Here is a 24,597-nt window from a genome sequence, read left to right as displayed (position 1 = left end):
CCTGAAATGCGGTGGGCCATTTTCATAACATTGAAAAACAGAAAAAAGGCAGCTCACCCAGAGCTGCCTTCAACGCACACTATGTCTCCGCAGCACCTAGACTGCGTGCTCTGTCTCAGCTCCCTTTTCCTCCTTGAGAAACTGCATATCCAGAGCCTTAATAAACGGCAGGTAGATTGCCATATCAAGCAAAATCAATACGAGCTGAAGTAAAGCACCCTGCCATCCGCACAGAAGAAATCCCGAGACCAATGGAGGGGTACTTCCAGGCAGCATAATACCGTTGCACAGAGGCACCAAGCCGGCGCTCATTGCGGACCACGCAATTAAAACGTTAACAACCGGCGTAAAAATCAGAGGAATTGCCATGATGGGATTCAAAACTATCGGCAGTCCATACATAACCGGCTCATTGATACCAAAAATACCAGGCACAATGGAGATCTTTGCAATGTCTTTTGCACGGCGAGAATTGCAGAACAAAAATATCACGATCAACAGCGAAAGGGTTGATCCTCCGCCACCAAACAGCGCAAAGAACGCATCAAACTCTCGATTGATAATGTTGGGTAGCGCAGTGCCGGCGGCAAAGGCGGCCTGGTTTTCCAGCGTAAGTGCAGTCAAAATTGGAGTAAAAATGGGGCTAGTAATGTTTGACCCATTGATGCCAAAGAACCAGAAAATGCCCTGAATGATGTAAGCAATCGCCAAGGCCCACACGGTTCCGCCAAGCATGGTCAGTGGAATCTGCAACATCGAATAAATGCAGTTAAACGCATCTCCCCAAGGGGTAAGTGCAAACAAAACGCTACTCGCCCACACTGCGGCAAACGTGAGAGCCATCGGAACCAGAGCACTAAACGCAAGCGAAACAGACGTAGGAACGCCCTCCGGCATCCTAATGACCCAGTTCTTCTTGATAGCAAATCCAAAAATGGACACCGACAAAAAGCCCACGATAATCGCTACAAACACACCCCTCGCGCCGGTCCACGCAAGAGGAATGCTCTCCACCAAAAATGGCTGAGAAGCTCCCTGGGGCAAAAACTCAGTCACCTGAGGCATCAAAATAAACCAGCTGACGAGCGAAACCATACCAGCAGAAACTCGATCCTCTAAACCAAGTTGATCAGCAAAGTTGTAGCCAATCTCGAACGACAAAAATATTGCCATGAGCGAAACAGTGCAGGCAGAAGGAATGGCCAACAGCGAGAAAAGCGACTTGCCCTGAATCGTAGTGGACTTCAAGAAATCAACCCACGCAGGAATTGGCAGATTGCCTACCAGCGTAAACATTGATCCGATAATAAGGATTGGCATGAGCATGGCAAAAGAGTCGCGCATAGTAAGAAGATATTTATTCTTACTCACCAACTCCGCCATTGGCATAAGCTTCTTCTCTAGGCCTTGCGCTACATTCATACAGTCCCCAAAAACAGCACGTAAATCCCTACAAAATTCAGAAATGAGAATCTTATAACAAATGCAACGATAGCCGTCTAGCACAGGGTCATTCACATAAAATTCACCTGCAAACAACACCAAACCCATTCCAAATACCTTAAATTTGTTATTAAAAAACCTGGCGAGAAGATCGCTCCTCTCGCCAGGCGACTAATTTTCCATTTCAGCATGGACGTTACAACCAAACAACCCCGCTAGTCTTTAACAAATCCAAACGGGAATTCAGGTTTCACATAATCCAACAAGAAAAGCTCGTCTTCTGGGATACGTCCTACAACATTACGAGTTCCGTCGTCCTCAAAATCTCTTAGAGCAACTTCAACTTCTCCCAGGTAATGAGACAGGTTGTCATTCACTACTAATACGTCTCCGCGTTTAATATGACAATCTGTGCGCTCGCGAGCAGGAATCGAAGTGGAATACTCAAACATCCTAGGTACTGAAGAACGCAGGTAATACTCAGATGCATCACCACGCGTTACGTGGTTGAACTGATACAAAACGTTCTTCTCGACCTCAGTTACACCAGAATCAAATTCAACCTTGAACGTTACCTTAGTAGTATCAACAGCGGCTAATGTGGCAAGCTCCTCTTCAGAAGCAAAGCAATTGCCAATCATAATGTCGTCAATAAGGCCAGTTGCCAACAGGTGTCTTGCCTGCAAATCAATTGAACGAGTACGATCATCTTCGCAGGTAGGAAGACCGTCATAAACCGGCCATGGACCAAACGTGTTATCCTGCTGACTCGTTACAAATGCTGCCTGAGTTAAACCCATACCAAAATAATGCTCGGAGAATTCAATAAAGCGTTTCTCGCTCAAGCCAGAAAATCTCTGTGGATAAAAATTGTGACAAACACACATATTGCGACGATATGCACCGCGCTCAATAAGTAGATCAAGCGACAGCATCTGACTGGCGTTGAACTCAACGGCAATGCCGTAAGGATTTCTTGTCAGAGCAATGTCCTGACGATCTCCCAAATGCCCATCAAGACGAATAATATCAACGCCCATCTTGGCAAAAACAGAAATATCAGTTGCCGTTGCCCCTAAGTGCTGAAATACGCGCGGGTTGGTATCCACTGCAACAGTAAACCCATACCCATGAGCGCGGTCCATAAACTGTGAAAACTCAGCTACTGTCTCTTCTGGTGACTTATCCACAGAAAGTAAGCATGTGAAAATGCGCGAGAAACCATAGTTACTTGCTAATGCCATGTAGGCATCATCGGCTTCAGGTGTTGAGTGCTCTGGATAAAGAGAAATTCCAAGCCTATGCATCACTTCCTCCAATCAAGCATACAGACTGATACCTGGCACAGCGTTTAGGCGTTGCACCAGGCACAGCTCAAATACAAAAGTTTTACAGCACGACAGAATCAAGATCGATAGAGTCAAAGTCTTCCAGCTCAGTAGAAGATTCCTCGGAAGCTGCAGCTTCTTCCTTCAGGTATTCCTTATCCAATGTCTTGATGAAAGGAAGATAAATAAAGATTCCCAGAATAATCAAGAAGAGCTGCAGGATAGCGCCCTGCCAACCACTCAGCAGGAAACCAGAAACCAGAGGAGGAGTAGTCCAAGGAAGCATGACGCCATTGCACAGAGGTACTAAACCAAGATCCATGATGAAGTACGCAATGATGATGTTGACCACTGGAGTAAGAATAAAGGGGATCAACATAACAGGGTTAAGAACAATAGGAAGACCAAAGATAATAGGCTCGTTGATACCAAAGATACCAGGAGCAACAGAAATCTTTGCCAAATCCTTAATACGCTTGGAATTGCAGAATAGAAGCATTGCAATCAGCAGAGAGAGCGTCGAGCCACCGCCGCCAAAGGTTGCAAAGAAGGTCTCGAACTCACGGTTAACAATGTTAGGAAGAGCTGCACCAGCAGCAAATGCGGCCTGATTTTCCAGCGAAAGTGCGGTAAGAATTGGTGTGTAAATTGAACCAGTAACGCTGGAACCATGAATACCAATAAACCAGAATCCACTTGCCAAAACATAACTAAATGCCAATGCCCAAACAGTTCCACCAAGTGAAGTTAGAGGAGCCTGAAGGATTGCATAAATAAAGCTAAAGGCATTGCCCCATGGGGAAATGATAAAGACAATACCAACCAGCCATACGGCGGTAAATGCAACGGTCATAGGGATAAGAGCGCTGAATGCACGGGCAACAGTAGGTGGAACGCCCTCTGGCATCTTAATGGTCCAGTCTTTTTTAATGATGTAGCCAAACACGCCTACTGCAAAAAATCCCACAATCATGGCAATGAAGACGCCTTTTGCACCCGTCCATGCAAGAGGAATGCTGTCTACCAGGAATGGCTCTACGCCTTCTTCAGGTGAAAACTCAGTTACCTGAGGCATAAGGATGAACCAACTTACCAAAGAAACAATACCCGCTGACGCACGGTCTTTAATACCAATGTGCTCGGCAAAGTTATAGCCAATGTTAAAGGCCAGGAAGATTGCCATGAGCGAAACAGTACATGCGGAAGGAATAGCCAGCAGAGCAAACAGCGATTTATCTGGCTGAACCATCGTAGTCTTCAAAAAATCAATCCATGCAGGAATTGGGAAGTTGCGAAGCAAAGTAAACATAGAGCCAATAATCAGGATTGGCATGACCATTGCAAACGAATCTCGCATGGTCAAAAGGTATTTATTTTTACCAATCATTTCGGCCAGCGGCATAAGTCGCTTTTCAAACACATCCATCGTTTTCATAGAACCCTCCAAACTAACAACTCTCCATTTTTTATAAAATCACAGATAAAACGTATAGCGAGAAACCCTATGCAGTAGAACCACGCTTAATCAAAGAAATGGCCATCTTAAGCACACGCTCGCCGTTCAAGTTGCCATAATCCGCTGACTCAATAACGCCAACAGGAATTTTTGCTCCGTATTTTGCGTTTACATCGTCAAAGCTAAAACGAACCTGGGGTCCCAGTAAAATGCAATCGGGAGTGTCGTGCTCTACCTGGAAATCAATCGCGGTAGAAGAAAAGGCCTCGACTTTTACTTGAATGCCATGGGCATCAGCAACCTCTTGCATCTTGTTTGCAAGCATACTTGTGGACATACCTGCACTACAAAACAAATCAATCTTTTTCATACCTACTTCCTTTCACTCACCGCTGCTCGTAGTTACTTGCTTACAAAGCTCAACAATTTGCACTGCCAAATCGTGTGTGGTAAGAGCACACATCAAATGATCTTGTCCGTGGACCATCAGCAAAGATAGTGGCTTGTTATCCTGTCCAATAATTTCCTGCTGAATCCGTTCCATCTGAAACTCATGCGCTCGATTTAACGATTCTGAACTCTGTTTCAACAATTCATCTGCCTGGTCAAACTTTCCTAAACGAGCGCACTTGATTGCTTGTATTGCATAGCTTTTTGCATCTCCACCATGCACAACCAAGTTGGTGACAATAGCCTCTACCTCTCTTTCATCCATTCCTATCCCCTCTTTCTCAAACCATCACCTGACGATGTAATCTGATCAACAAAATTCGAAAAACTTTGATGCTTTACAAGTGAACAAATTGCCTCTTTATCCATAAGAAGGGACGCCATGTTCTTGTTAAATAGACGGGTCTTCTCGTCTTCTGAACAAGAAACTGAAATCAAAAACACAGCAGCTACGTCATGACCGTCCCAGTCAATTGGGTTATCTAATAAACCAACTGCTACACAAGTACGTTCAGATACCGGGCGCGAAGGATGCGGAAGTGCAACTAAGTTTCCAAAAGCAGTCATTGCTAAAGTTTCGCGGTCAAAAACCAGAGCTCTGAACTCATCTTCAGAAACAGAGATATTTGATCTCTCACTGTTGCATAATTGATTGACCAAAAAGTTAAGTACTTCTTCCTTACTTCTATACGCAAGATGTGAGAAGAAAAGATGCTCGCTAAAGTGTTTAGCAAACTCCTCTTGTTCATCTCGACGAAGCAAGTCTTTAACTAACAAGTCTTTATTAATGTCATCGAGCAAGAACCCCGAATAACACACAGGAACTGGCAAAGGAGATTCAATCTCAACGGTAGAGAACACGTAATCAATATGTGAAAAATCAATCTGAGAAATCTGACTCAAATTACACGTAGTAATTGACCCGATATAAGGTCCAAATTCCTCTTTGATACGAATTCCCAAAATCTTTGAAGTACCTAGACCTGTTGCGCATACACAAAGTACATTCTTTTTTGGCAGTTCAGTACGTTTACGCTCCAAAGCCAATGCAAATGCCAGGGCCAGATAAGCTACTTCATGCTCACTGAGAGTTGCTTCGTACTCTTTGGCCAAGATTGTTGACGACTCCATGGCCATCAAGTATGCCAAAGGCATTCGATACTGGATGTCAGTAAGCAGTGGATTTTCTATCTGCAGGTTATAGTGCAATCGAACGGAAAGTGGCACAATGTGTCTGGCTAAACTCATATGTAGTTCAAGATCATTCCTAAAATCAAATCTGAAACTACTCCATACCAGATCAATCATCTGACGCGTAACTGCAAATACGTCATCGGTAATTACTAGATTTGGAGACTCAGAGATATCTTTAAACATCTTCTTAGATGCCAAATGAATTGCAATATAGGCAACTTCTGTCTGAGGAAACTCAACATCAAACTCAGACGACAAGCGATTTACCAGCTTTTGCCCCACGGTGTATTCATACGAACACTGAATCCTCTTAAGCGAGTCTTCTTGACCAACAATATAGCGTTGCTTTTTTATACGATTAATTGCTACAACAATATGGATAACAAGATTTCTAATAGCAAAATCATTTAAGCTAACGCCATGATATTCAATGCATTCGACAACCAGCTTTGTTACATCAGCAATAAGTTCATTATTTTCTACCGTGGCGTGACAGCTGCCCGAATATGCTTCGCTTGTTACCAGACTTGCCAGGCAGAGTCGCTTATTAAATTCAGTGCCTCCAATCTGAATTCCATAATGCGATTTACGCATGATGCGCAGGTCAAATCTGGCGAGAAACTCTTCAGCTTGTTTTAAATCAGCCGAGATAGTCTTACGAGAAACGTAAAGAATCTCTGATAACTCGTCTACCGTAACCCAATCGCTTCGATTAAGCAGATCGTCCAATATATATGCCACACGCTCATTAGAAGTCTGAGGTAACTGATCTTCTTTATTAAGCCAGCAATCCAAGAGCTCAGGATTAAGAACTTCAAGATGATAACCCTGACCCTTTATTGTTGTAATTTCAGCAATACCTGAGAGTAATTCTTTTGCACGCTTGATATATGCACGCACGGTGCGCTCGGAGACGCATAAGGACTCAGACAGCGTTGATGTAGAAACATCTTCCTGTTTTGCCAAGCACGTTATGAGACGAACAAGTTTGTCATCCATGACGCACCCTCCTTTTTAACAAATTATAAAAAGGGGCTCTGACGTTTCCATTTCCAATTCCGCCAACGGTAAAAGGAAATCAACTTCACATAACATTATTTAAATTTGTTATTAAAAACCTGGCGAGAAGATCGCTCCTCTCGCCAGGTGACTAACCTGTCAGTTCTTTGCAGTTGCAGCCACAACCACTACTTCTTTGTCAGTCTTGCAATGAGCTGATCAACCTCGGCATCAGTCATTCCAGCGTCGGTCAGATACTTACGAGCACCAGCCGCGTAATCTAAACCGTCAAGCGAGCCACCCAGAGGCTGCCCACCAACACAAAGAGCAATGTCATTGAATTTAACCTCTACAACAGCATCGTAGCGAGCTTTGTCGTTCTTCTCGCTAATACCGTAATAATTGTCATAAGTGGCCATATAGTCATCGCGCATTTCCTCATACGATGCACCACAAAGACCTTCAAGCAAAGCGCAAGTAAAGCCCGTGCGATCCTTGCCTTCCGTGCAGTGAGTAAGATACGGTCCCTCATGCTTAATCATCTCGCGCAAGCCTGCAACCAGACGCTCAGCATACTTTTTACTACGATAATTTGCATTCAAGTCCAAAGCAGTAACGTTTCCGGCCTCATATAGTCCCTTATGCCAAGAAACATCGTAATCGGCTTTCTGGTAATAACCCTCAATCTCTTCATTGCTATCAGCAAGATCCAAAATGTATTGAACGCCACATTTTTGAGCAAGCTCAGCAGCGTAAGGTGCACGATTGTTCTGGTTATCAATAGGTGATGCCGAACGATACATCACATTCTCTGCCATGTTTCCGCCCCTCATAGCACGGAAGTTAGCAAAGACCTCGTCACTTGCATAGTCGGAACGATTTTTAGTGTATGTTGCGCCAAGAGCCTTTTGAACTGTTGCGTATTTTTGCTTCTCGTGCAGAGTTACGGTACCGGTATCGCCCTCTTTAAGACCGGCGGTTTCCCACAGAGGGTCTCCGTTGTTCACGCATACGTCAATATGAGGATATCCGGGATACCCGCTAATCAAAGCCTCACCAGTCTTAGTATAGTAGCCGTTATAGTACGGAATATCGGTAAGCTTGTAGCCGTTGCTAAACGTAACATCCACGCTATCGCCAAACTCAAAGCCCATCTTATTAAAGTCCTCGATGGTAATATCCAGATAAACACCACCAAACTTGGTCTCATGCGTAGCAGCAAGCGCCCCTGTTGTAAGTTCTTTCTGCTGCGTTTGCTCCGCGGGCTTGTTCTCTTGCTGAGAAGGTGCAACGTTGCACCCTACCAACATAAACGAGAGCACCAGAGCCATGAACATACTCAAAACCGCAGTAAACCGCTTCTGTAACTTTTGCATTTCTCGCCTCTTTTCTCTTGTTTCTGCATGTCAAAAGCACAGTGCTTTAACTATATGTCTGGCGAGAAACCCCACCTGTTAAAACGGGTAGGGTTTACATGAACGGTTAAGTTTTATCGGTGGGTGGAGAAAGGTGATAAGGTCATCAATTTAAAATATAAAATTAAAATTTCTCATAAATTCAAAATTATCAATACAATCAATATTAAATTGATCACAGACATTAGGGATTTTAATTTTATTCTTTGAGTTACTGCTTACTTCATTTGTAACTAAAACATAATTGTTCAATTTAGCCTCAGCACACAGCCATGCATCTGCGCGAGACTGATTCTCAAATTCCGCAATCGCTTCTTTTGTATACCCAGCATTTTTTGCCCAGTCTATAATTTCTAAATAGTCAGGCAAAATATTTTTAGATGTTTTCATTGGCTTATATGACTTTAAAGAGTCAAACCATTTTTTTAAAGCATCGTCTTTACGCCTAATTTCATCAAGAACAGTTTCATGAATTACAACATCCTTATTAACAATATGTGACTCCATCTTATCCCAAAAACTTGGAAAGAGGTCAAGCGGATAAGCCTTCATTCCATAGATCCAATAATTTGAGTCGAGAAGATATACGGTAGACATCTAAGATACCTTCTCAAAAAATTTATTGAAACTATTTATATTCATGCATGTCAAATCTGCCGCATCGCGATAACTAATAAAACCCGAATTAACTGCAGACCATATGGCATCGGAAAAAACATTTCCTAAGCGATATTGCTTAGTTCTGTAGTAATTTCCGCCACTATTAGTTTTTTTAATAGGGCTAAGCGTAGATTTATATTTTTTATACAGCTCAAAAAAACTCTCACGATTAACTAAATCTAAATCAAGAATACGACGTGCAACTACAATAAAATTGACCTTAAGATGCTGGGCGATTATTTTAGTTTTATTGTAGATGTTTGTATTGGACTCATTCCAATACTTTAAAATTAAATCAGCAGGAACTAAAAATTCTGCAGCGACGCCATTACAAAATTTTTCAATGGAATTACTATCGGATTCTTCTTCGTCATTAGGATTGCTAACTCCTGTTTGAGCATATGCTAAATGTGCAAGCTCATGAACTAGTGTAAAAATTTGTGCAGTTTTAGCATCTCTTCCATTAATGAAGATTAACGGAGCTTTTTTATCTGCCAAAACAAAACCACGAAATTCACTTACATTCAGTGGTCTAGAAGTATTATCTTTTACCACTCCATTTACAATAACGGCAATGCCAAGACTTTCTATCTTATCTTTTAAGAATTTAAACGCTTCATCCACCGTTTTAAATTTTGTTGCCCAGTCGTTTTCCAGCTTTAATAAAGAATGGAGCTTACTAGATAAGCTACTAATATTTTCTTTATCCATTTCGAGTGCCGCAAAAGATCCTACGAAATTAACATCTTCATATTTCTCATGAGAGAAATAATCTTTCATCCACTCTTGGCGTCTTTTCATCAAACTAATTGTGTCATATAGCTCAGGACTGGGCTCGACAGTAGATACATCATCTACTGTTCTAAAATCTGCAATCTGTAAATTAAAGTCAGGCATTTGATCAGAGAACAAGTCAGATAGGCTTACATGCGTGAGTGCCGCAAACCTCTTCATTTGATTAATTGTGGGAGAATGAGTGCCTTCGAACCACTGATCAAATTTAGGAAATTTTTTTACTATCTCGTCTTTGTTTATATTACTGCGCTTCGCAGCCCATAAACAAACTTCTTTATTTAGTTGATTCTGCATTCACACCACCCCTCCCTCAAGAAATAGCTAATATGATAAACACCCTAATGAATGTATTTATAGATTATTTCATGATATAACAATAACACTTTAAATATTCCCTCAAGGCATCATCCACTACATACACATGCGTTCCGTAGATGCCTCGAGTAAGAAGAACGTAGTAGATGTTCTTGATGTATTGGGTTAGCTGCTCAGCAGTTGCTCCACCCTTACCCTTTTTGTCAAAGTAGTGGTCTTTATCGCCAATTAGTCTTCCGGTTATCGGATCTAGCTTTAAATCTGGACCAATAATTACGTACGAGTAGCTTAAATCATACCCCTGGGCTGTATGAACACATCCGACTTCCTGAGCATATATCGGATTAGCCACTCCATTACCAACCCAGTTAGCAAGCATAGAATTCCATCTGAACGACTTGTCTCCTATAACAATATCTTTCAGAGGGGAAGCGACTGGTTTACCTTTTGTTTTCCAATCCCATGCATATCCAGCAAGCATTCTTGTCAGATTATGTTCTGATAATTTCTGTTCAAAACTATCTGTGAAATCATCTATTGAGTCATGAAGGACAAACTCATAGTTATCAAATGTTCTTCTCGCGGGGTGTTTATCATTCAGAATGTCTGAAATGTAATTCAGGTATTCCGCTCCACCTTGAACTCTCATTTGGTTTTCTAGTCTAATAGGATGCCTAAGGGCATCTCCAAGTTTTTCTTCAAACGAGTTAGGGTCGATATCCGCAGGCTTAATTGACTGTGATGCATCGTAAAAGAAGATTGGAAGTTTAGTGAGCTTTAATGCCCAATCTAACTGTGTGGATTCTTTTGGCAAACCAAGCTTTTTATTTACTTCATCATAGCTGCCAAAAGCAGTAATCCCTCGACGTGCCGTTAAACGATGTGACTCATCAATGAGCAGAATATCAAATGGTTTCTCTACCTCGGGGTTATAGCCAAATTTGGGATTTGCCAAGTCATTGGGTCCAATAACATCCCTTGCATTGAGTCCGCCAACGCCCTTTAACGACTTCTTTAAAGTTGCTCTTAAGGAGGTCATAGGTTCAACAATTTTGATATTCAAGTCTTTGAACTTCTCGTCATCACGAAGAGCTTTTAATAGATAGATAGCAAGAATCGTCTTACCTGTACCAGGCATTCCTTGGACAACGATAGGTTTGGCTTTTGACAGGTCAGATTCAATTGCAGAATAAATTTTATTAAGAGCAACTCGCTGATCAACCGACAAGCTTTTGTAAGGAGAGTATTTAAATACTTCCGATTCTTCAATTTCGCTGATAGTCTTATCTGCTAACTCCATCCTACGGAGCTCTTCCCAAAGATCATCAAACATTGATTCATACTTTTCTTTAGAAAAGTAATTTAAGTTGCTATGACCTTCGTTTTTATTAGTGAGCTTATAGACTCCATCAGCAGCCATAAGACCAATCAGACGATTTTCATAATCCTTAATAACTGACTGGTTAAACTCTTGATTAAAAATAATATTTACACTGGTAAATAAATCCTTTTCGGAGTTTTTACTATGCTGAGACATACGCTCACTAACACTTGTGGTCTCACCCACATAAGCACTTTTTTGGCGAGGATTATCGTTAGCCAAAATATAAACCATTGGCCAGTTTTGAACTTTATCATCATCCAATTGAAGAGAAGAGATTTCAATTCCTTGAGTCGGAGTAAATCGACACCGGTCAACAAAAAACGGGGCTCCTTGAGGAGACTCTGCATCTGACTTTGTATCGATTACTTTCATACTCCATCCCCACCCAGAAGTTAACAAATTGATTGTACTGCTAACAGGGATGATGCAACTACCTTAACTCTCTCTTGTGCCCGTAAACACAAAGTCTCGGTTAGCAATGTGGGCAATGCCTTGAATGGTGTCGCCCTCAACAGAGCCACCGACGGCAAAGATAACGGGACCAACAAAAGACTCAAGCTTGCCGCCAAAGGTAAACGAGTTGTCGGTAACCTTGCCGTTCTCAATATCAATCTGGACACCCATGGCAGTCAGAGAACCAGTGAGTTTCTCGCCAGAGGTGATGAAAACAGCGGTACCCTCTTTGGCTCCAACGGGAGAATCCATTTGAATCTTGTATGTTCCGTCGATCATGATGCCTCTATTCTATCCAGGCGTTGTACCTGGTGTTTTATTGGGTTGCAGCCAATGGACTGCGCTAAAACCGGCTGTTGCTTGAACGCCTCTATTCTACCCAAGAACGGTGCGGGATAGATGTGGTTTCTCGCCAAGGGGTGATTTGTAGGAATTAAATGAAAGTTGGAAATTTTCCGAACGAATGTTTGACGGGGAATTTCTGGGGTATAGGGACGTTAGATAAATCGCGCGGTACTTCTCGCCACGATTGTAGAAAGGAACGTCCTATGGACATTTCACAGGTTAAGAAAGTTGTAGTTGCTGGCGGCGGCGTTTTGGGCAGCCAGATTGCATTCCAGACCGCTTATCGCGGCTACGAGACCACTATTTGGCTGAGGTCCGAGGCTTCAATTGAGCGCGCTCGTCCAAAGATTGAGCATCTCAGAGAGGTGTATCTGAACACCCTGGAGGCTATGAAGAGCGATCCTAAGGCGTACGCATACGGTCTCATTGCTCAGGACGAGATTACTCCAGAGAAGCTCGACCAGCTTAAAGAGCAGGTAGAGCGCGCATACAGCAACCTCAAGCTTACTTCCGATTGGGACGAGGCTTTTGGTGACGCTGACTTTGTTATCGAGTCCGTCGCTGAGAATCCAGAGCAGAAGATTGAGTTCTACACCGAGCTGGCCAAGCACCTGCCCGAGAAGACTATTGTGGCAACTAACAGCTCAACCATGATTCCAAGCATGTTCGCTGCAGCTACTGGTCGTCCCGAGAAATACCTGGCTCTCCACTTTGCTAACGAGATTTGGCGCAACCCAATCGGCGAGGTTATGGGTCACGCAGGCACCGCTCAGGAGAACTTTGACATGGTCGTCGCTTTTGCGGCAAGCATCCGTATGATTCCGGTCAAGGTTCTGAAGGAGCAGCCTGGTTACCTGCTGAACTCTATGCTGGTACCTCTTCTGGTCTCCGCTGAACAGCTCTGGGCTAACGGCGTCGGCGACGTCGAGGACATCGACAGGGCTTGGCGCATTGGCACCGGTTCGCCAAAGGGTCCGTTCCAGATTTTGGACATCATTGGCCTGGTCACCGCATATAACGTTGCTGTCATGAACCCTGCAGCGAAGGATCCCGAGTCCGTACAGGGTCGCATTGTTGCCCAGCTCAAAGAGAAGATTGACAAGGGCGAGACCGGCGTTGCTGCTGGTAAGGGCTTCTACGAGTACAAGTAAGGCTCGTACAGGTTGCAAGCGATTTCTACCCGGCATCCATTTCGTGTGGATGCCGGGTTTCTTGTGCGAAAGCGCTGCTAGTGGACGGGGTTTCTCGCCAGGTGGCGGGAGCACTGAGTGTGAGCCTACTGCAAGCCTGATTTTCTCGCCAAGTCTGAACGATTTGCCTGAAAAGCGCACCATGTCTGAGCTATTTGCCGGTTTTTCTCGCCAAGTCTGAGCGAATTTACTCAGACATGGTAGGGTTTTCAGGCTTGCAAAATTTGGAGACAGCACCCTAGTTAGAACGTGCCTGATTTCATCAAAGAATCTGTAAATTCTGCCTGAAAACGTTAAAGAATCTGTGGATTTGCCTGATTTTGCAAAAGAATCGGTGGCTCAAATACAGATTCTTTGCACATTTCAGGCGGGTTTTGAAGTGTGTCGGGGTTTGAAGTGTGTCTGGCCATGAGTCGCCTCCCCGCTGTAGAATCGTTATAGTTTCGGTGCTGAAGTTTATGGGAGGTGTGAGTGGTTGAGTCTTTAAAACTATTCGTTCGGACCTACACGTATTGGGTAGGGCTCATCCTCGGCTTTGCGATAGTGCCCGGTTCCCTGCTCTTCATCGGTGGAGTCGCCCCGGTGAGCACCCCATTGTGGCTTGCCCCTCTAGCAGGACTGCTATTTTTTATCATTGATAGGCCATCAACATGGGAGACGCCGCTCTGTCGAGCATTACTGATCCGCGTATTGGGTACAGGGGTTGCGGCCATCGCGTTAGTCGCTTTTGATGCAGTTGCTTCCACCCAGTATGGATCTCAACATTGGAGTGAGACGCTCCTATCTCTCGGTCTCGGCTGGATTGCCTTCACGGTCATGGCAGGACGGATGCTCATGAGGAGCTCAGCCCGATTTGCCACGCCTACTTTCACGAACAGGGATGCGATCCGTACGTACACGACATGGATTGGAATCTTCTTCGGGATTTTCTATATCCCCGCCACGGGGCTCGCCGCAGCTGGCACTCTTTTGATGGTATTTCCACTTTATGGAGCGTTTCTCACCGGCCTGGTTCTTTTGATTGTTGACCCGCCACAACGATGGCCACAACGGAGAGTGAGAGCACTGTGGACACGACTCTTGTCAAGCGGGGCAGCAGCATTACTACTTGCTGTCACGAACTCGTTCTATCGCAGTACTGACACACACGAGATTTTCGTTGGGGACTGGCTGGGAAACCTGCTCTTCTGCGTAGGCGCTTGGGCACTTTATGCCGCAGTGGCTGGGGCCGCGTATCTTATGCGTGGCCCCAGCCACGAAGCATCTGACAACTCAGTAGATGAATTCAGCTAGAGCTTGTCATGCTGCCCTCTTGGTTTCTTCGCTAGGCCAACGCCCAAATAGCCGTATGCTCCATTGGAACCGTCTGTGAGAAGACCAACGTATCTGTCATCTAGTGGGCCATCAATTTGTACTTGTTCGGCAGATTATTGGGGATGGTCAAACCTTGAAGTCCGCTGTGATTCTAAAGCCCTTCTCGCCAAATGACGAGAAGGGCCTTGTCTTTATTTACTGATAATTTTTATAAACAAGATCTATCACTTATTGATTGTCTTTAGATTTCTTGTTCTGTTCGTTCTGTCTTTTCTCAAGAGCTTTTAAAAGTTCGTCTCGAGTTCTTACTAAATATTTATGGCATTTCTTTTGTATTTTTAACATCTGACGAGGACTAATCTCATCTTTTTTAGTTTCTGAATCTTTTTTCTTTTCATCAGCCGACTCATTGCCCAAAGATTCTATATCTGATTCTAGACGTACAATCTGATAATTAAGCGAATCAATGATGTCACTTACTGCAGAAGTGTCGTTATATCTTTTAAGAAGCACTTCTTCGCTAAAAGCGATTAATTTTGTGCATTCATTTAGAACGTACCCACCGTTCGTTGCAAAAGCCATTGTTACAGCTGTTGCCGCTCCGACACTTCCAACAGCTCCAAGTAAAACTCCGCCGCCAGCAATGACCATAGCCCCACCGGCCATACCAGCACCACCAACAGCAAGTGCGCCACCTCCTAGGAAAGCCAAACTAGCGCTTGTAAGCGCAGCTCCCGACAACGCGGCAATTTCTGCACCTAATACGCCAGCAATTATTGGTGCGATGGCTGGAGCTGCATAAAATGCTATACCGCCACTTAAGACTACAATCGCTAGAGTGCCAGCCGCAATAGCCATATGTTTACCGAAAGTTTTATCTAATACTTTCTGTGCGTGATCTATATAGGTCCTTAGCTGTTCTAAATCATCACTGGTAACAACATTCTGTCTTTTGCAAAACACTTCTGTTAGATAATCAGACTGGATAGTTAAGCCCTTATAATCCTTGTCATTTTTATCATGCAAAGCAAAATATGGCTTAAACATCATTGCTTCCAAAGCTATTAAGAAAACCCAAGATGAGTCATTAGAATCGTCGATCGAACTCTTAAGAGAATCATAAAGAGTTGCTTCGTCCATTAAATAATCTGTATCAACTTGATAGGAAAATTGCATCATCTCTGTGAACTTATTGGTCCACTCATTCAACCATTCAAGTTTTTTAGCAGCCCTTTTATCATGCTTTTCTTTTTCAATATCATAGAGAACAATTTGTCTGATAAGCGAATAAAGAATTTGAGCTTTCGCATCATCTAATTTTAAACAACTCAATTTTGAGACATCGAGTTCATACCTATCTTCAGCGGATTCTCCTCGCTCTAATTTCCTAGTATTTTGTATAGCTATAAAATCATTTCTGCATGCTATTACAAAAACCGCTATACCCACGTAATTTATACGCAAAAAGAACTCTTCTGCGGTTTTCTCCCTGGGAGCAGCCATTACTCCAGCGGCTACTATATCGATTCCTGTAAATACTGCGCTCGATACAGTAATCATGCGTAAAACTGCAGGTGTATTCCATGGAAGAATATCTTCTGGAGCTATTCGACTCAAATCGCGGATACTTTGGATATTAAGATCTTTGATTTCCATTGTCAGTCTTCGACAAAAATAAAATCCTCTTACAACACATTGATTAATAATTACTGGAATTGCTTGCCTTGCAATTTCGCCAAGGAAACCAATCTCCATTCTTAAATCAAATGGAGCTTCTGTACCCTTAATAATTTTGCCAAGTGCATCTCTCTTAGCCAAATATGTTCCATTAAACAACTTGGATATAAATTGTCTAAAATTACCCTCATCATTTGCTGAATCTTTGAAAAATGGTAGTGCTGATAGCTCTTTTATTAGAGAAACTATAGGACCAGGGATTCCCGTTCCTTTACCAAACGTTCCACTAGAACCAGCCATGTCACTAACCATATGGAAGAACCATTCAATAACACCAAATACAATTTTCTCCTGAATGTTTTTTCCAATATATTTCTTATGAGATTCTGGAATAGGGACGACTAATAAGTTTCCTTTAGTGTCAGTTCCAATTGATAACTCAGTAAATTGAGTAAAAATAGAAGCAGCACATCCACCGATGCTAAAGTGATGAGAAAAATCACGAAAGTGATGTTGACGTCCGCCTCCGAAATCATTTATATTTCCATCGGCAGCCAGAGGATGATTATTTTCTAAATAAGCTATTGCTTCTTTTAAGTTATCTCCTTTATAACCATCGACTTGAGCAATCTTCAGTACAAAATTATTAACCTGCTTTGTGCCCCATTCACTTGCACGTTCAAGAGAAAACTTGCCTGTAAATACAACGTCTATTACTCCAGCAATTACTCCACTTGAAACAGCAACTATATAGTCAAGTTTATCTGCCTCATTTACGTGCGACTCCCATTCAATTTGTTCACAAAGTCGTTCTGGTACAGCAGGTGTATCTTCCTTAGAAACTAAATTCGTTCTTAAGCTTGATGGAGCAGGTAATAATCGCTGATTTGGAGTTACGATATTATAAAGAACGATTGGATTATCAACATTAGCGTCCATTAGTACCATCCTTAATTGATAAAGAATTAAACCAAATCAACACTGCAAAGCAAAATAAACTAAATCGATTTCTTTTTATATTAATACTCAGGAATACTTATCTACAGTTGATTTACTAACAGATTAATAAACTTGCATGCAAAAAGCCCTTCTCGCCAGATGACGAGAAGGGCTTTGTTTGTGCGACGGTAACGTGCACTGTTGAGACGTGCTGACACGCGACGGGCGCGGTGCCGTGCTCCGGGGCGCGGAAATCCACTGGAGCTCGAAGCGCTTACTTCAAGAAATCCTTAACGGATGAGAGGACGCTTGGAGTATCCAGGCCGTACTTAGCAAGAACCTGAAGCGCTGGTCCGGACTCGCCATAGGTGTCCTGAACACCGATAACCTTAACGGGAACAGGAGCGTTCTCGGAAAGTGCCTGGCAGACTGCACTGCCCAGGCCGCCGATAACGGAGTGCTCCTCGATAGTCACAACCTTGCCGGTCTTTGCTGCGGAAGCAGTAATCAGCTCGGTATCCAAAGGCTTGATGGTGTGAATGTTGATAACCTCGGCGTTGACACCCTCAGCTGCCAGCTGCTCGGCAACCTCAAGAGCCACAGGAACCATAAGGCCACAAGCTACCAGCGTAACGTCAGTACCCTCCTTGAGGACAATACCCTTGCCAAGTTCGAAGTGGTAGTCAGGATTGGTGTTGAAAACAGGAACAGGGAGGCGGCCAAAGCGCATATAAACAGGACCGTCATGGTCGTAAGCGGCCTTAACAGCGGCCTCAGCCTCAACAGCGTCGGATGGAATAATGACCGTCATGCCAGGAATGGTGCGCATAACAGCAATATCTTCATTGCACTGGTGAGTAGCGCCGTCCTCTCCTACCGAGAGGCCTCCGTGGGTAGCGCCAATCTTGACGTTTAGGTGAGGGTAACCTACCGAGTTTCTGATCTGTTCAAACGCACGACCAGACGTAAACATTGCAAACGAAGTTGCAAAGACCTTGTGACCCGTAGCTGCAACACCAGCTGCCATGCCAATCATATTGGCCTCAGCAATTCCGCAGTCCACGAAGCGCTCAGGATACTCCTCGCCGTACTTGCCGGAACGAGTTGCCTCTGCCAAGTCAGCATCAAAGACGAGAAGATCGTCGTGCTCTTTACCAAGCTCTACCAGGGCTTTTCCGTAAGCCTCTCTGGTGGCAATTTTCTGTACATCTGCCATGTTATGCCACCTCTCCCTCAAGCTCTTTAAGTGCCTGCTCGTATTGCTCCTGGTTAGGAGCCTTGCCGTGCCAGCCTACCTGGTTCTCCATGAAAGAGACGCCCTTGCCCTTTACGGTGTGGGCAATGATAACGGTTGGCTGACCCTTAACGGTACGAGCTTCGGCAAATGCAGCAGCAAGCTGGTCAAAGTCGTGTCCATCAGCTACATCAATAACGTGGAATTTGAACGCCTTGAACTTCTCGTCAATTGGGTTTGGTGTGTTGATCTGATCAAGCGAGCCATCAAGCTGCAGGTTATTGTTGTCAACAATAAGCGTGAGGTTATCAAGCTGGTGGTTACCCGCAAACATGGCAGCCTCCCAGACCTGGCCCTCTTCGATTTCGCCGTCGCCCAGAAGCGCATAAACGCGGTAGTCCTTGTTGAACTTCTTGCCAGCAAGCGCCATACCAACAGCGGTAGAAACACCCTGGCCCAGGGAGCCGGTGCTCATGTCAACGCCAGGAGTATCGTTCATGTTTGGGTGACCCTGAAGGCGCGAGTTGAGCGCGCGGAAAGTCTTAAGCTCCTCCTTGGGGAAGAAGCCGCGCTCAGCTAAAACGCCGTAAAGCGCTGGAGTAACGTGACCCTTTGAGAGCACAAAGCGATCCCTGCAGGGGCAGTTAGGCTTGGTAGGATCTACGTGCATCTCCTTGAAGTAGAGATAGGTCAGGATTTCTGTTGCAGAAAGCGAGCCACCGGGATGGCCGGATTTGGCCGTAAAGACCTGCGTGAGGATGCTTTTACGCACCTCACGAGCAACCTGTTTAAGGTCGACGTCCATGTAATTTCCTTTCACGTACTACGTGCGAGAACCGCAGCAGGTCGGCACCACGCGCGAGCCGGAGCTGCGTGCGAGTCAGCGCTTACAGACCGAACTTCTCGGTAAGCTTTTCCTTCATTTCATCCTTATCAAGGATGTTGGAGAGAACGATCTTCTCGTCTTCTGGAATGCCGGCGATAAAATCCTCAAGGTCGCGAGCAACAATAAAGAGGTCAGCTGCGCCAGGAGTAACGTCGGAAACGGTTGAGTGCTCAACCTCGACGCCGCTCACGCCCAGCTCATTCAGGACGTCCTGGATCTGCATCTCAACCATAAGGCTGGAGCCAAGTCCACTTCCGCAACAACAAAGGATCTTCTGGATAGCCATAAAAGCCCCTTTCAATTCACCACGTGTGATATGTGGGTTACGTGGGTTAAAAAGTCGGGCCCCATCCAAGGACGAAGCCCGACCTAGATACTTAGATTCTACTCGCATTTTCTGCAGCAACTGCGATGTTTATCTGCAATTCTGTGAGCGGATGCTACTCGGCCTTCTTCTCTTCTGCCTTCTTAGGAGCAACAAGATTGAAGAGAATTGGGAGGCAGAAGCAGACAACGCAGATGCCCGTGAGAACTGCACCCTGGACGTTCAGAGCAACGTTACCAAAGATCAGCGCCATGATGGAGAAGTCAGCGTCGGAGAAGGTAGCGGAGGTGAAGCCCATGAGAGTAAAGACTGGCATGCACAGTGCAGGCAAGAAGGTAATGAGCAGGCCGTGGACAAAAGAGCCAGCAATGCAGCCCTTGATGCCGCCCTCTGCGTTACCAAAGACACCTGCGGTTGCGCCGCAGAAGAAGTGAGGAACAACGCCTGGGAGAATTAGGGCAACGGCTGCGACCTGTGCGTTAATAACACCCAGGATAAGCAGGCCAAGGATGCCGCCGACGAAGGAACTCAGGAAGCCGATGATGACGGCGTTTGGAGCATAGGTGAATGCGATTGGGCAGTCAATTGCAGGCTTTGCACCAGGGACAAGCTTCTGAGCAATGCCCTTGAATGCAGGAACAATCTCGCCAATGATCAGACGGACACCGGACAGAATGATGTAAACGCCGCCAGCGAAGGAGAGGCCGCGGGTAAATGCCCAGACAATCCAGTTAGTGGTGGTCTCGGTACCAATGTTCAGCAGGTCGCCGAGGTGTTGAAGGCCCGCATACTGTGGGTTAGAAGCAAACTCTGCAGCAGTAGTTCCTGCAGGTACCAGGGTTAGAAGGCCGCGGCTAACAGCAACGCCGGTGATAACCAAGAACATGACGATCATGGTCAGACCAATGGAAACGGTATTGTCGCGCAGGAAGATGAGGCGCTTGGAGAACTTGATATTCTCGGTGCTATTCTCGCGATCGGAAGCAAAGAGCTTACCGACCATACCAGCAAGCCAGTAACCAGCACCGCCGAAGTGGCCAAGTGCAACGGAATCGCTGCCGGTAACCTTGCGCATGGTTGGCTGGCAGTATGCAGGAGACAGAACCATAATCAGAGCAAGCAGGCATGCGCCGGAGATGTAGAGCATCCAACCGGAAAGGCCGCCGACGTGCAGGATGATGGCGAGCATAGCTGCCATGTAGAGAGTGTGGTGGCCGGTGAGGAAGATGTAGTTAAAGCGAGAAAAACGTGCGAGGACAATGTTCAGGACCATGCCGATGCACATGATGATTGCGGTTGCTTGACCAAACTCGCCAAGTGCCAGCGAGACGACAGCCTCGTTGTTTGGGACGACGCCCTGCATGTCAAAGGCAAAGTTGAAGATTTCGCCAAAGGCCAGGAGGGAACCGGTCTGCAAGAAACCTGCGCCCGCAGAAAGAACGAGGAAGCCAACGATGGTCTTGAGAGTGCCTCTGATGAGATCCTCAATTGGCTTTCCCTGAAGCGCCAAACCTAGCAGGGCAACAAGGCCAACTAGGATAGCTGGTGTTGATAACACGTTTACAAAAAACTCAACAACAGGCATACAAAACCCCTTTCAACAAAACGCAATACAATAAACTGACATAACAAACTGACATAACAAACTGACACAACAAACTGCGAGTTCGTGCGGTCCTGCAGCACGATGGTACGAACCCGGTGTACGTGCGGTCCTGCAGCACGACAGTACGAGCCTGGTGCACGTGCGGTCCTGCAGCACGACGGTACGAGCCCGGCGCTTTTAACTGATTGTAATCCATTTGTGTTTATTTTGTGCAAAATTATTTATGTTTTGCTAAGGTCAAACGTTCAAAACATTCATATTATTCATATGATGGAGGTAGGGAGTTCAAAAACGATCCTGCTGTACGCTATTGGCCGTCTTCGTAGATTTTGGAAATAGCCACTTATCACTTGTATCAGAAACCGTATAAACAGTCTCTGATATGCACGAAAACTAATCAAGAAATTGATGTATTGGAAAGCGGTGTCTAATTTGGGTAAAAAATCCGTTTAGTTGGAAATTAATTTTCTAACTCGACGTTTTGGCACTTACGTTTGCCCAGTTGAGTTTTCTTATAAAAGTTTCAATCAAATTTGCCCGCGGATTTACGCTGGTAGATGCTCTGCATAGAATTCGTTTGATTTTGTATATTCCAACTAAACGCATTTTTTACCACTTTGACAGCAAAAGCGCCTATTTCACGGCAAAAAACGGTGTGGATTCACGATTTAGGAGGAAAAATGGTCGGGTTGACTGGATTTGAACCAGCGACCTCTCGGTCCCGAACCGAGCGCTCTACCAAGCTGAGCCACAACCCGTTATGTTTTGCCTTGTCCAACGGGATAAAACCGTCAAACATTTGCCGCTCTATGTTACCACTACAACTTGCAGGTAGTGGAGAAGCCTCGCCAACCTTTTGCTTGAGCTGCAGCGGCAATTGCATCGGCAGCTTCTTGGGATTCGCAAAGTGCAAACGAGCTGCTACCAGAGCCAGAAACCTGAGCACCAAGAACGCCAGGTTGTGCCTTCAGCCACTCCTCTACCTCGGCCACCTGTGGCTTTAGTGACTTTGCTGCAGGAGCAAGATTATTGAAGAGAAGTTTTGCCACCTGCTGGATAAGCTGGTTGTCTGAAACGACCTGGCCAGCAGCGCGAAGAAGTGCAGATAGTTGCTCGTAAGACTCCGGAGCAACTGGAGACGCATCAAACTGGTCGTAAGCTTCCTTGGTAACAACGCCAGTTTCTGCTGGTAAAACAATGGTAAGCGGAGCGTCAACAGTAGACGTATAGGTTTCTACCAGCGTATCCCCGGCGCCAAGCATAAGCGATGGCCGTGGGTCTAAGAAGAACGCAACGTCTGCTCCGACAGCCTTGGCTACCTCAACTACCAGCGGATCTAGTGGGTCAATGCCCCAACGCTGAGCAAGTAGATAGAGCGTTGCGGCAGCATCGGCAGACGATCCACCCAGACCGGCCTTCTCAGGAATGTGCACTTGCACGTCAATGGAAACATCTGGAGAAATGCCCAGCTTATTGGCAAGAAGAACCGCGGCTTTCCAAGTTGTTGTTCGCTCGGGCAACACGCAAAGCTGCGGCTCATGCGTAACCGTAAGCTCCGGCGCGTCATCGACAACAACTGTGTCGTACAGCGCAACGGGAACCATGAGTGAATCTACTTTATGGTATCCTCGCTGGTCTTTCTGGGCATGAATGCCCAGGTGAAGGTTAACCTTGCAAGGAATCTGAATGGTTTGGCGTCCAAAATTGGACGAAGAGGCAGCCATGAGTGTGAGCCTAGTCGAAGTAATGTGTGCGCTTCTGAACTACTCTTCAAACTCAAAGTCAAACAAACGCTCACCGGTCTCAAAATCAAAAAGCTCAACAGTGCCGGTCAGGACGTCAACGTACTGGTAGGACTGACGGGCAGTGCGACCGCGGCGCTCGCCAACCTCAACGATGAAAAGAGATGGATGGGCCATAACCAGGGTACCTGTGCGCTCAACAATACGAGAACGTCCCATGTTAGCCTTGACCTTGAGTTTTTGACCCTGAAGTGCGCTGAGCTTCTCGTGAATCTCGTCTACACGATTAACTGGTGGAATCTCGTTTTCCATCAATCCTCCAAGTCAATCAGTACGTTTGCGATGCGACACGTTGATGTGTCGGAGATATGTACCGGTCGACAAACAATAGTCAGAATTTCCGAAACTCCACTATACGTTGTAAAAAATGAAATCTCAAGGTTTTACGACAAATGTCACGGGAACAACATCAGTCGTGCTGTCTGATTCGCGTCAGGTTTGCGTCAAGATCGCGAGAAGATCGTGTCAGGTTCACAGCAGATTTGCGTCAGGTTGGCATCGGACTTGCAACGACAGCGCGTCAGAACCCCAACAAATTTATGACAAATAGGGGTCCTCTGATAAAATTAGTAACTAACTTCAAAACACAAGGAGGCCCAATGACTGAGACTCTGGGATATGCCATCAGTAAGACCTGGTATATCGTGCTTATTTTTGTTGCTCTTGCTATCGGAATCGCATTCCTTTCCAAAAAGAAATCATCTAAAGCTCTTGTTGCTTTATCAGCGCTTTGCCTGGTATTTAGCGTAGGGTCGTTCGCATTTGGTGGATTGACTGTTTCTGAAGCACAGTCCAAAGGCGCTTCATCTGAACAGCTCAATTCCATGAACCTTATCGAGCTTGTCCAGGCTAACCAAGCCGCACCAGCTCAGACCTCTGTTAATGACGTCAACGAGCTCTACAACAAGATGGTTTATGTCTATCAGTACGGCTCGCCTATCGCGCAGTCGCTCGCGAGCGACAATCCCTTTGTTCATCATGATCTACCTTGGGTAGCAGCGACTCTTCCTGAACTGAAGAAGCTGCTCGACAAAAACGAAGTAGTCTACGTGTCAACAAACAGTCAGATTTTCAAACAGTTGCACATTAACCCTGGTGAAAACGCCGTCGAGCCTTTTATATTCTTTGTTACTTCGGTCAATCCAGCCGGTAGAGTTTTCCCACTTTCAACTGGTGATATGTCTCGTGTTGGCAAAAAAGATGGCGATAAAATCACGATTGGTGACAATCTTGAGTTTACGCTTCGCACGGTTCATACCAATAACGGCGACTATGTGCTTGGCCTTAACTACCAGGTCCTTTTTGCTCTCAGTCGTTACTTCAAGGATTATTAATAATTTTCAGAGCGTCGTTAAACACCCGCGTACAACGCTTACACATCATAAAC

The 24,597-nt window shown here is 45.1% G+C and carries 21 protein-coding genes and 1 tRNA gene; 3 read left to right on the top strand and 19 right to left on the bottom strand.

Translation table 11 applies throughout. The features are described 5' to 3' along the window. Positions 1-96 precede the first annotated feature (96 nt). The 11 genes from HMPREF1647_RS04680 to HMPREF1647_RS04630 all read right to left on the bottom strand — a co-directional run bounded on the left by HMPREF1647_RS04680 (position 97) and on the right by HMPREF1647_RS04630 (position 12,171). A complete protein-coding gene (locus HMPREF1647_RS04680; protein WP_035432517.1) occupies positions 97-1,422 on the bottom strand; it encodes a PTS sugar transporter subunit IIC in 1,326 nt (441 codons plus the stop codon). A gap of 236 nt (positions 1,423-1,658) precedes the next feature. Continuing rightward, positions 1,659-2,750, bottom strand: a complete 1,092-nt coding sequence (locus HMPREF1647_RS04675; RefSeq protein WP_035432515.1) for a DUF871 domain-containing protein — start codon at positions 2,748-2,750, stop codon at positions 1,659-1,661. An 82-nt stretch (positions 2,751-2,832) separates the two neighbouring features. Beyond that, positions 2,833-4,206 carry a PTS sugar transporter subunit IIC gene (locus tag HMPREF1647_RS04670; protein WP_156095549.1) on the bottom strand — a complete coding sequence of 458 codons (1,374 nt, stop codon included), beginning with the start codon at positions 4,204-4,206 and terminating at the stop codon, positions 2,833-2,835. Between the two features lie 67 nt (positions 4,207-4,273). Then, on the bottom strand, positions 4,274-4,597 hold the full coding sequence (locus HMPREF1647_RS04665; RefSeq protein ID WP_035428454.1) for a PTS sugar transporter subunit IIB: 324 nt from the start codon (positions 4,595-4,597) through the stop codon (positions 4,274-4,276). 12 nt (positions 4,598-4,609) lie between these two features. Beyond that, positions 4,610-4,942: a PTS sugar transporter subunit IIA gene (locus tag HMPREF1647_RS04660; RefSeq protein WP_035432511.1), complete on the bottom strand. Its 333-nt coding sequence runs from the start codon at positions 4,940-4,942 to the stop codon at positions 4,610-4,612. A 2-nt stretch (positions 4,943-4,944) separates the two neighbouring features. After that, positions 4,945-6,870, bottom strand: a complete 1,926-nt coding sequence (locus HMPREF1647_RS04655) for a BglG family transcription antiterminator (protein ID WP_052039143.1) — start codon at positions 6,868-6,870, stop codon at positions 4,945-4,947. Positions 6,871-7,058: 188 nt separating this feature from the next. Next, positions 7,059-8,246, bottom strand: coding sequence for a tyrosine-protein phosphatase (locus tag HMPREF1647_RS04650; protein WP_035432509.1), 1,188 nt, complete (start codon positions 8,244-8,246; stop codon positions 7,059-7,061). Between the two features lie 150 nt (positions 8,247-8,396). Then, the gene (locus tag HMPREF1647_RS04645) at positions 8,397-8,882 is read right to left on the bottom strand and encodes a DUF4411 family protein (protein WP_035432506.1); all 486 of its coding nucleotides are present in this window, start codon (positions 8,880-8,882) and stop codon (positions 8,397-8,399) included. Continuing rightward, complete coding sequence (locus HMPREF1647_RS04640) at positions 8,883-10,034, bottom strand: ImmA/IrrE family metallo-endopeptidase (protein ID WP_035432504.1); 1,152 nt, start codon at positions 10,032-10,034, stop codon at positions 8,883-8,885. It abuts the gene before it with no gap. A gap of 64 nt (positions 10,035-10,098) precedes the next feature. After that, complete coding sequence (locus tag HMPREF1647_RS04635) at positions 10,099-11,811, bottom strand: DUF2075 domain-containing protein (protein WP_051479363.1); 1,713 nt, start codon at positions 11,809-11,811, stop codon at positions 10,099-10,101. 63 nt (positions 11,812-11,874) lie between these two features. Next, on the bottom strand, positions 11,875-12,171 hold the full coding sequence (locus HMPREF1647_RS04630) for a hypothetical protein (RefSeq protein WP_035432502.1): 297 nt from the start codon (positions 12,169-12,171) through the stop codon (positions 11,875-11,877). A 269-nt stretch (positions 12,172-12,440) separates the two neighbouring features. Between HMPREF1647_RS04630 and HMPREF1647_RS04625 the strand changes: the two genes are divergently transcribed. Further along, positions 12,441-13,388, top strand: coding sequence for a 3-hydroxyacyl-CoA dehydrogenase (locus HMPREF1647_RS04625; RefSeq protein ID WP_035432499.1), 948 nt, complete (start codon positions 12,441-12,443; stop codon positions 13,386-13,388). Positions 13,389-13,898: 510 nt separating this feature from the next. Then, the gene (locus HMPREF1647_RS04620) at positions 13,899-14,720 is read left to right on the top strand and encodes a hypothetical protein (RefSeq protein ID WP_035432497.1); all 822 of its coding nucleotides are present in this window, start codon (positions 13,899-13,901) and stop codon (positions 14,718-14,720) included. 249 nt (positions 14,721-14,969) lie between these two features. On the opposite strand, the gene HMPREF1647_RS04615 is transcribed toward HMPREF1647_RS04620, so the two are convergent. The 8 genes from HMPREF1647_RS04615 to HMPREF1647_RS04580 all read right to left on the bottom strand — a co-directional run bounded on the left by HMPREF1647_RS04615 (position 14,970) and on the right by HMPREF1647_RS04580 (position 23,462). Next, positions 14,970-17,357, bottom strand: a complete 2,388-nt coding sequence (locus HMPREF1647_RS04615) for a hypothetical protein (protein ID WP_222926891.1) — start codon at positions 17,355-17,357, stop codon at positions 14,970-14,972. 274 nt (positions 17,358-17,631) lie between these two features. Further along, positions 17,632-18,573, bottom strand: coding sequence for a transketolase family protein (locus tag HMPREF1647_RS04610; RefSeq protein WP_035432494.1), 942 nt, complete (start codon positions 18,571-18,573; stop codon positions 17,632-17,634). A gap of 1 nt (position 18,574) precedes the next feature. Beyond that, positions 18,575-19,396, bottom strand: a complete 822-nt coding sequence (locus tag HMPREF1647_RS04605; RefSeq protein ID WP_035432492.1) for a transketolase — start codon at positions 19,394-19,396, stop codon at positions 18,575-18,577. Positions 19,397-19,478: 82 nt separating this feature from the next. Continuing rightward, a complete protein-coding gene (locus HMPREF1647_RS04600) occupies positions 19,479-19,763 on the bottom strand; it encodes a PTS sugar transporter subunit IIB (RefSeq protein ID WP_035428482.1) in 285 nt (94 codons plus the stop codon). 154 nt (positions 19,764-19,917) lie between these two features. Continuing rightward, entirely contained in the window at positions 19,918-21,387 is a 1,470-nt protein-coding gene (locus HMPREF1647_RS04595; RefSeq protein ID WP_035432490.1) for a PTS ascorbate transporter subunit IIC, read from the bottom strand. A gap of 702 nt (positions 21,388-22,089) precedes the next feature. Continuing rightward, a tRNA-Pro gene (locus HMPREF1647_RS04590) sits at positions 22,090-22,166 on the bottom strand. A 60-nt stretch (positions 22,167-22,226) separates the two neighbouring features. Beyond that, a complete protein-coding gene (locus tag HMPREF1647_RS04585; protein WP_035432489.1) occupies positions 22,227-23,132 on the bottom strand; it encodes a 4-(cytidine 5'-diphospho)-2-C-methyl-D-erythritol kinase in 906 nt (301 codons plus the stop codon). Positions 23,133-23,171: 39 nt separating this feature from the next. Next, positions 23,172-23,462, bottom strand: coding sequence for a Veg family protein (locus tag HMPREF1647_RS04580; protein ID WP_035432487.1), 291 nt, complete (start codon positions 23,460-23,462; stop codon positions 23,172-23,174). Between the two features lie 347 nt (positions 23,463-23,809). Between HMPREF1647_RS04580 and HMPREF1647_RS04575 the strand changes: the two genes are divergently transcribed. After that, entirely contained in the window at positions 23,810-24,544 is a 735-nt protein-coding gene (locus tag HMPREF1647_RS04575) for a hypothetical protein (protein ID WP_035432486.1), read from the top strand. The last annotated feature ends 53 nt before the right edge of the window (positions 24,545-24,597 follow it).

It is taken from the genome of Lancefieldella parvula DNF00906 (genome assembly GCF_000758945.1).
GTDB lineage: Bacteria > Actinomycetota > Coriobacteriia > Coriobacteriales > Atopobiaceae > Lancefieldella > Lancefieldella parvula_C.
This window is presented reverse-complemented; position numbering and strand designations above follow the sequence as displayed.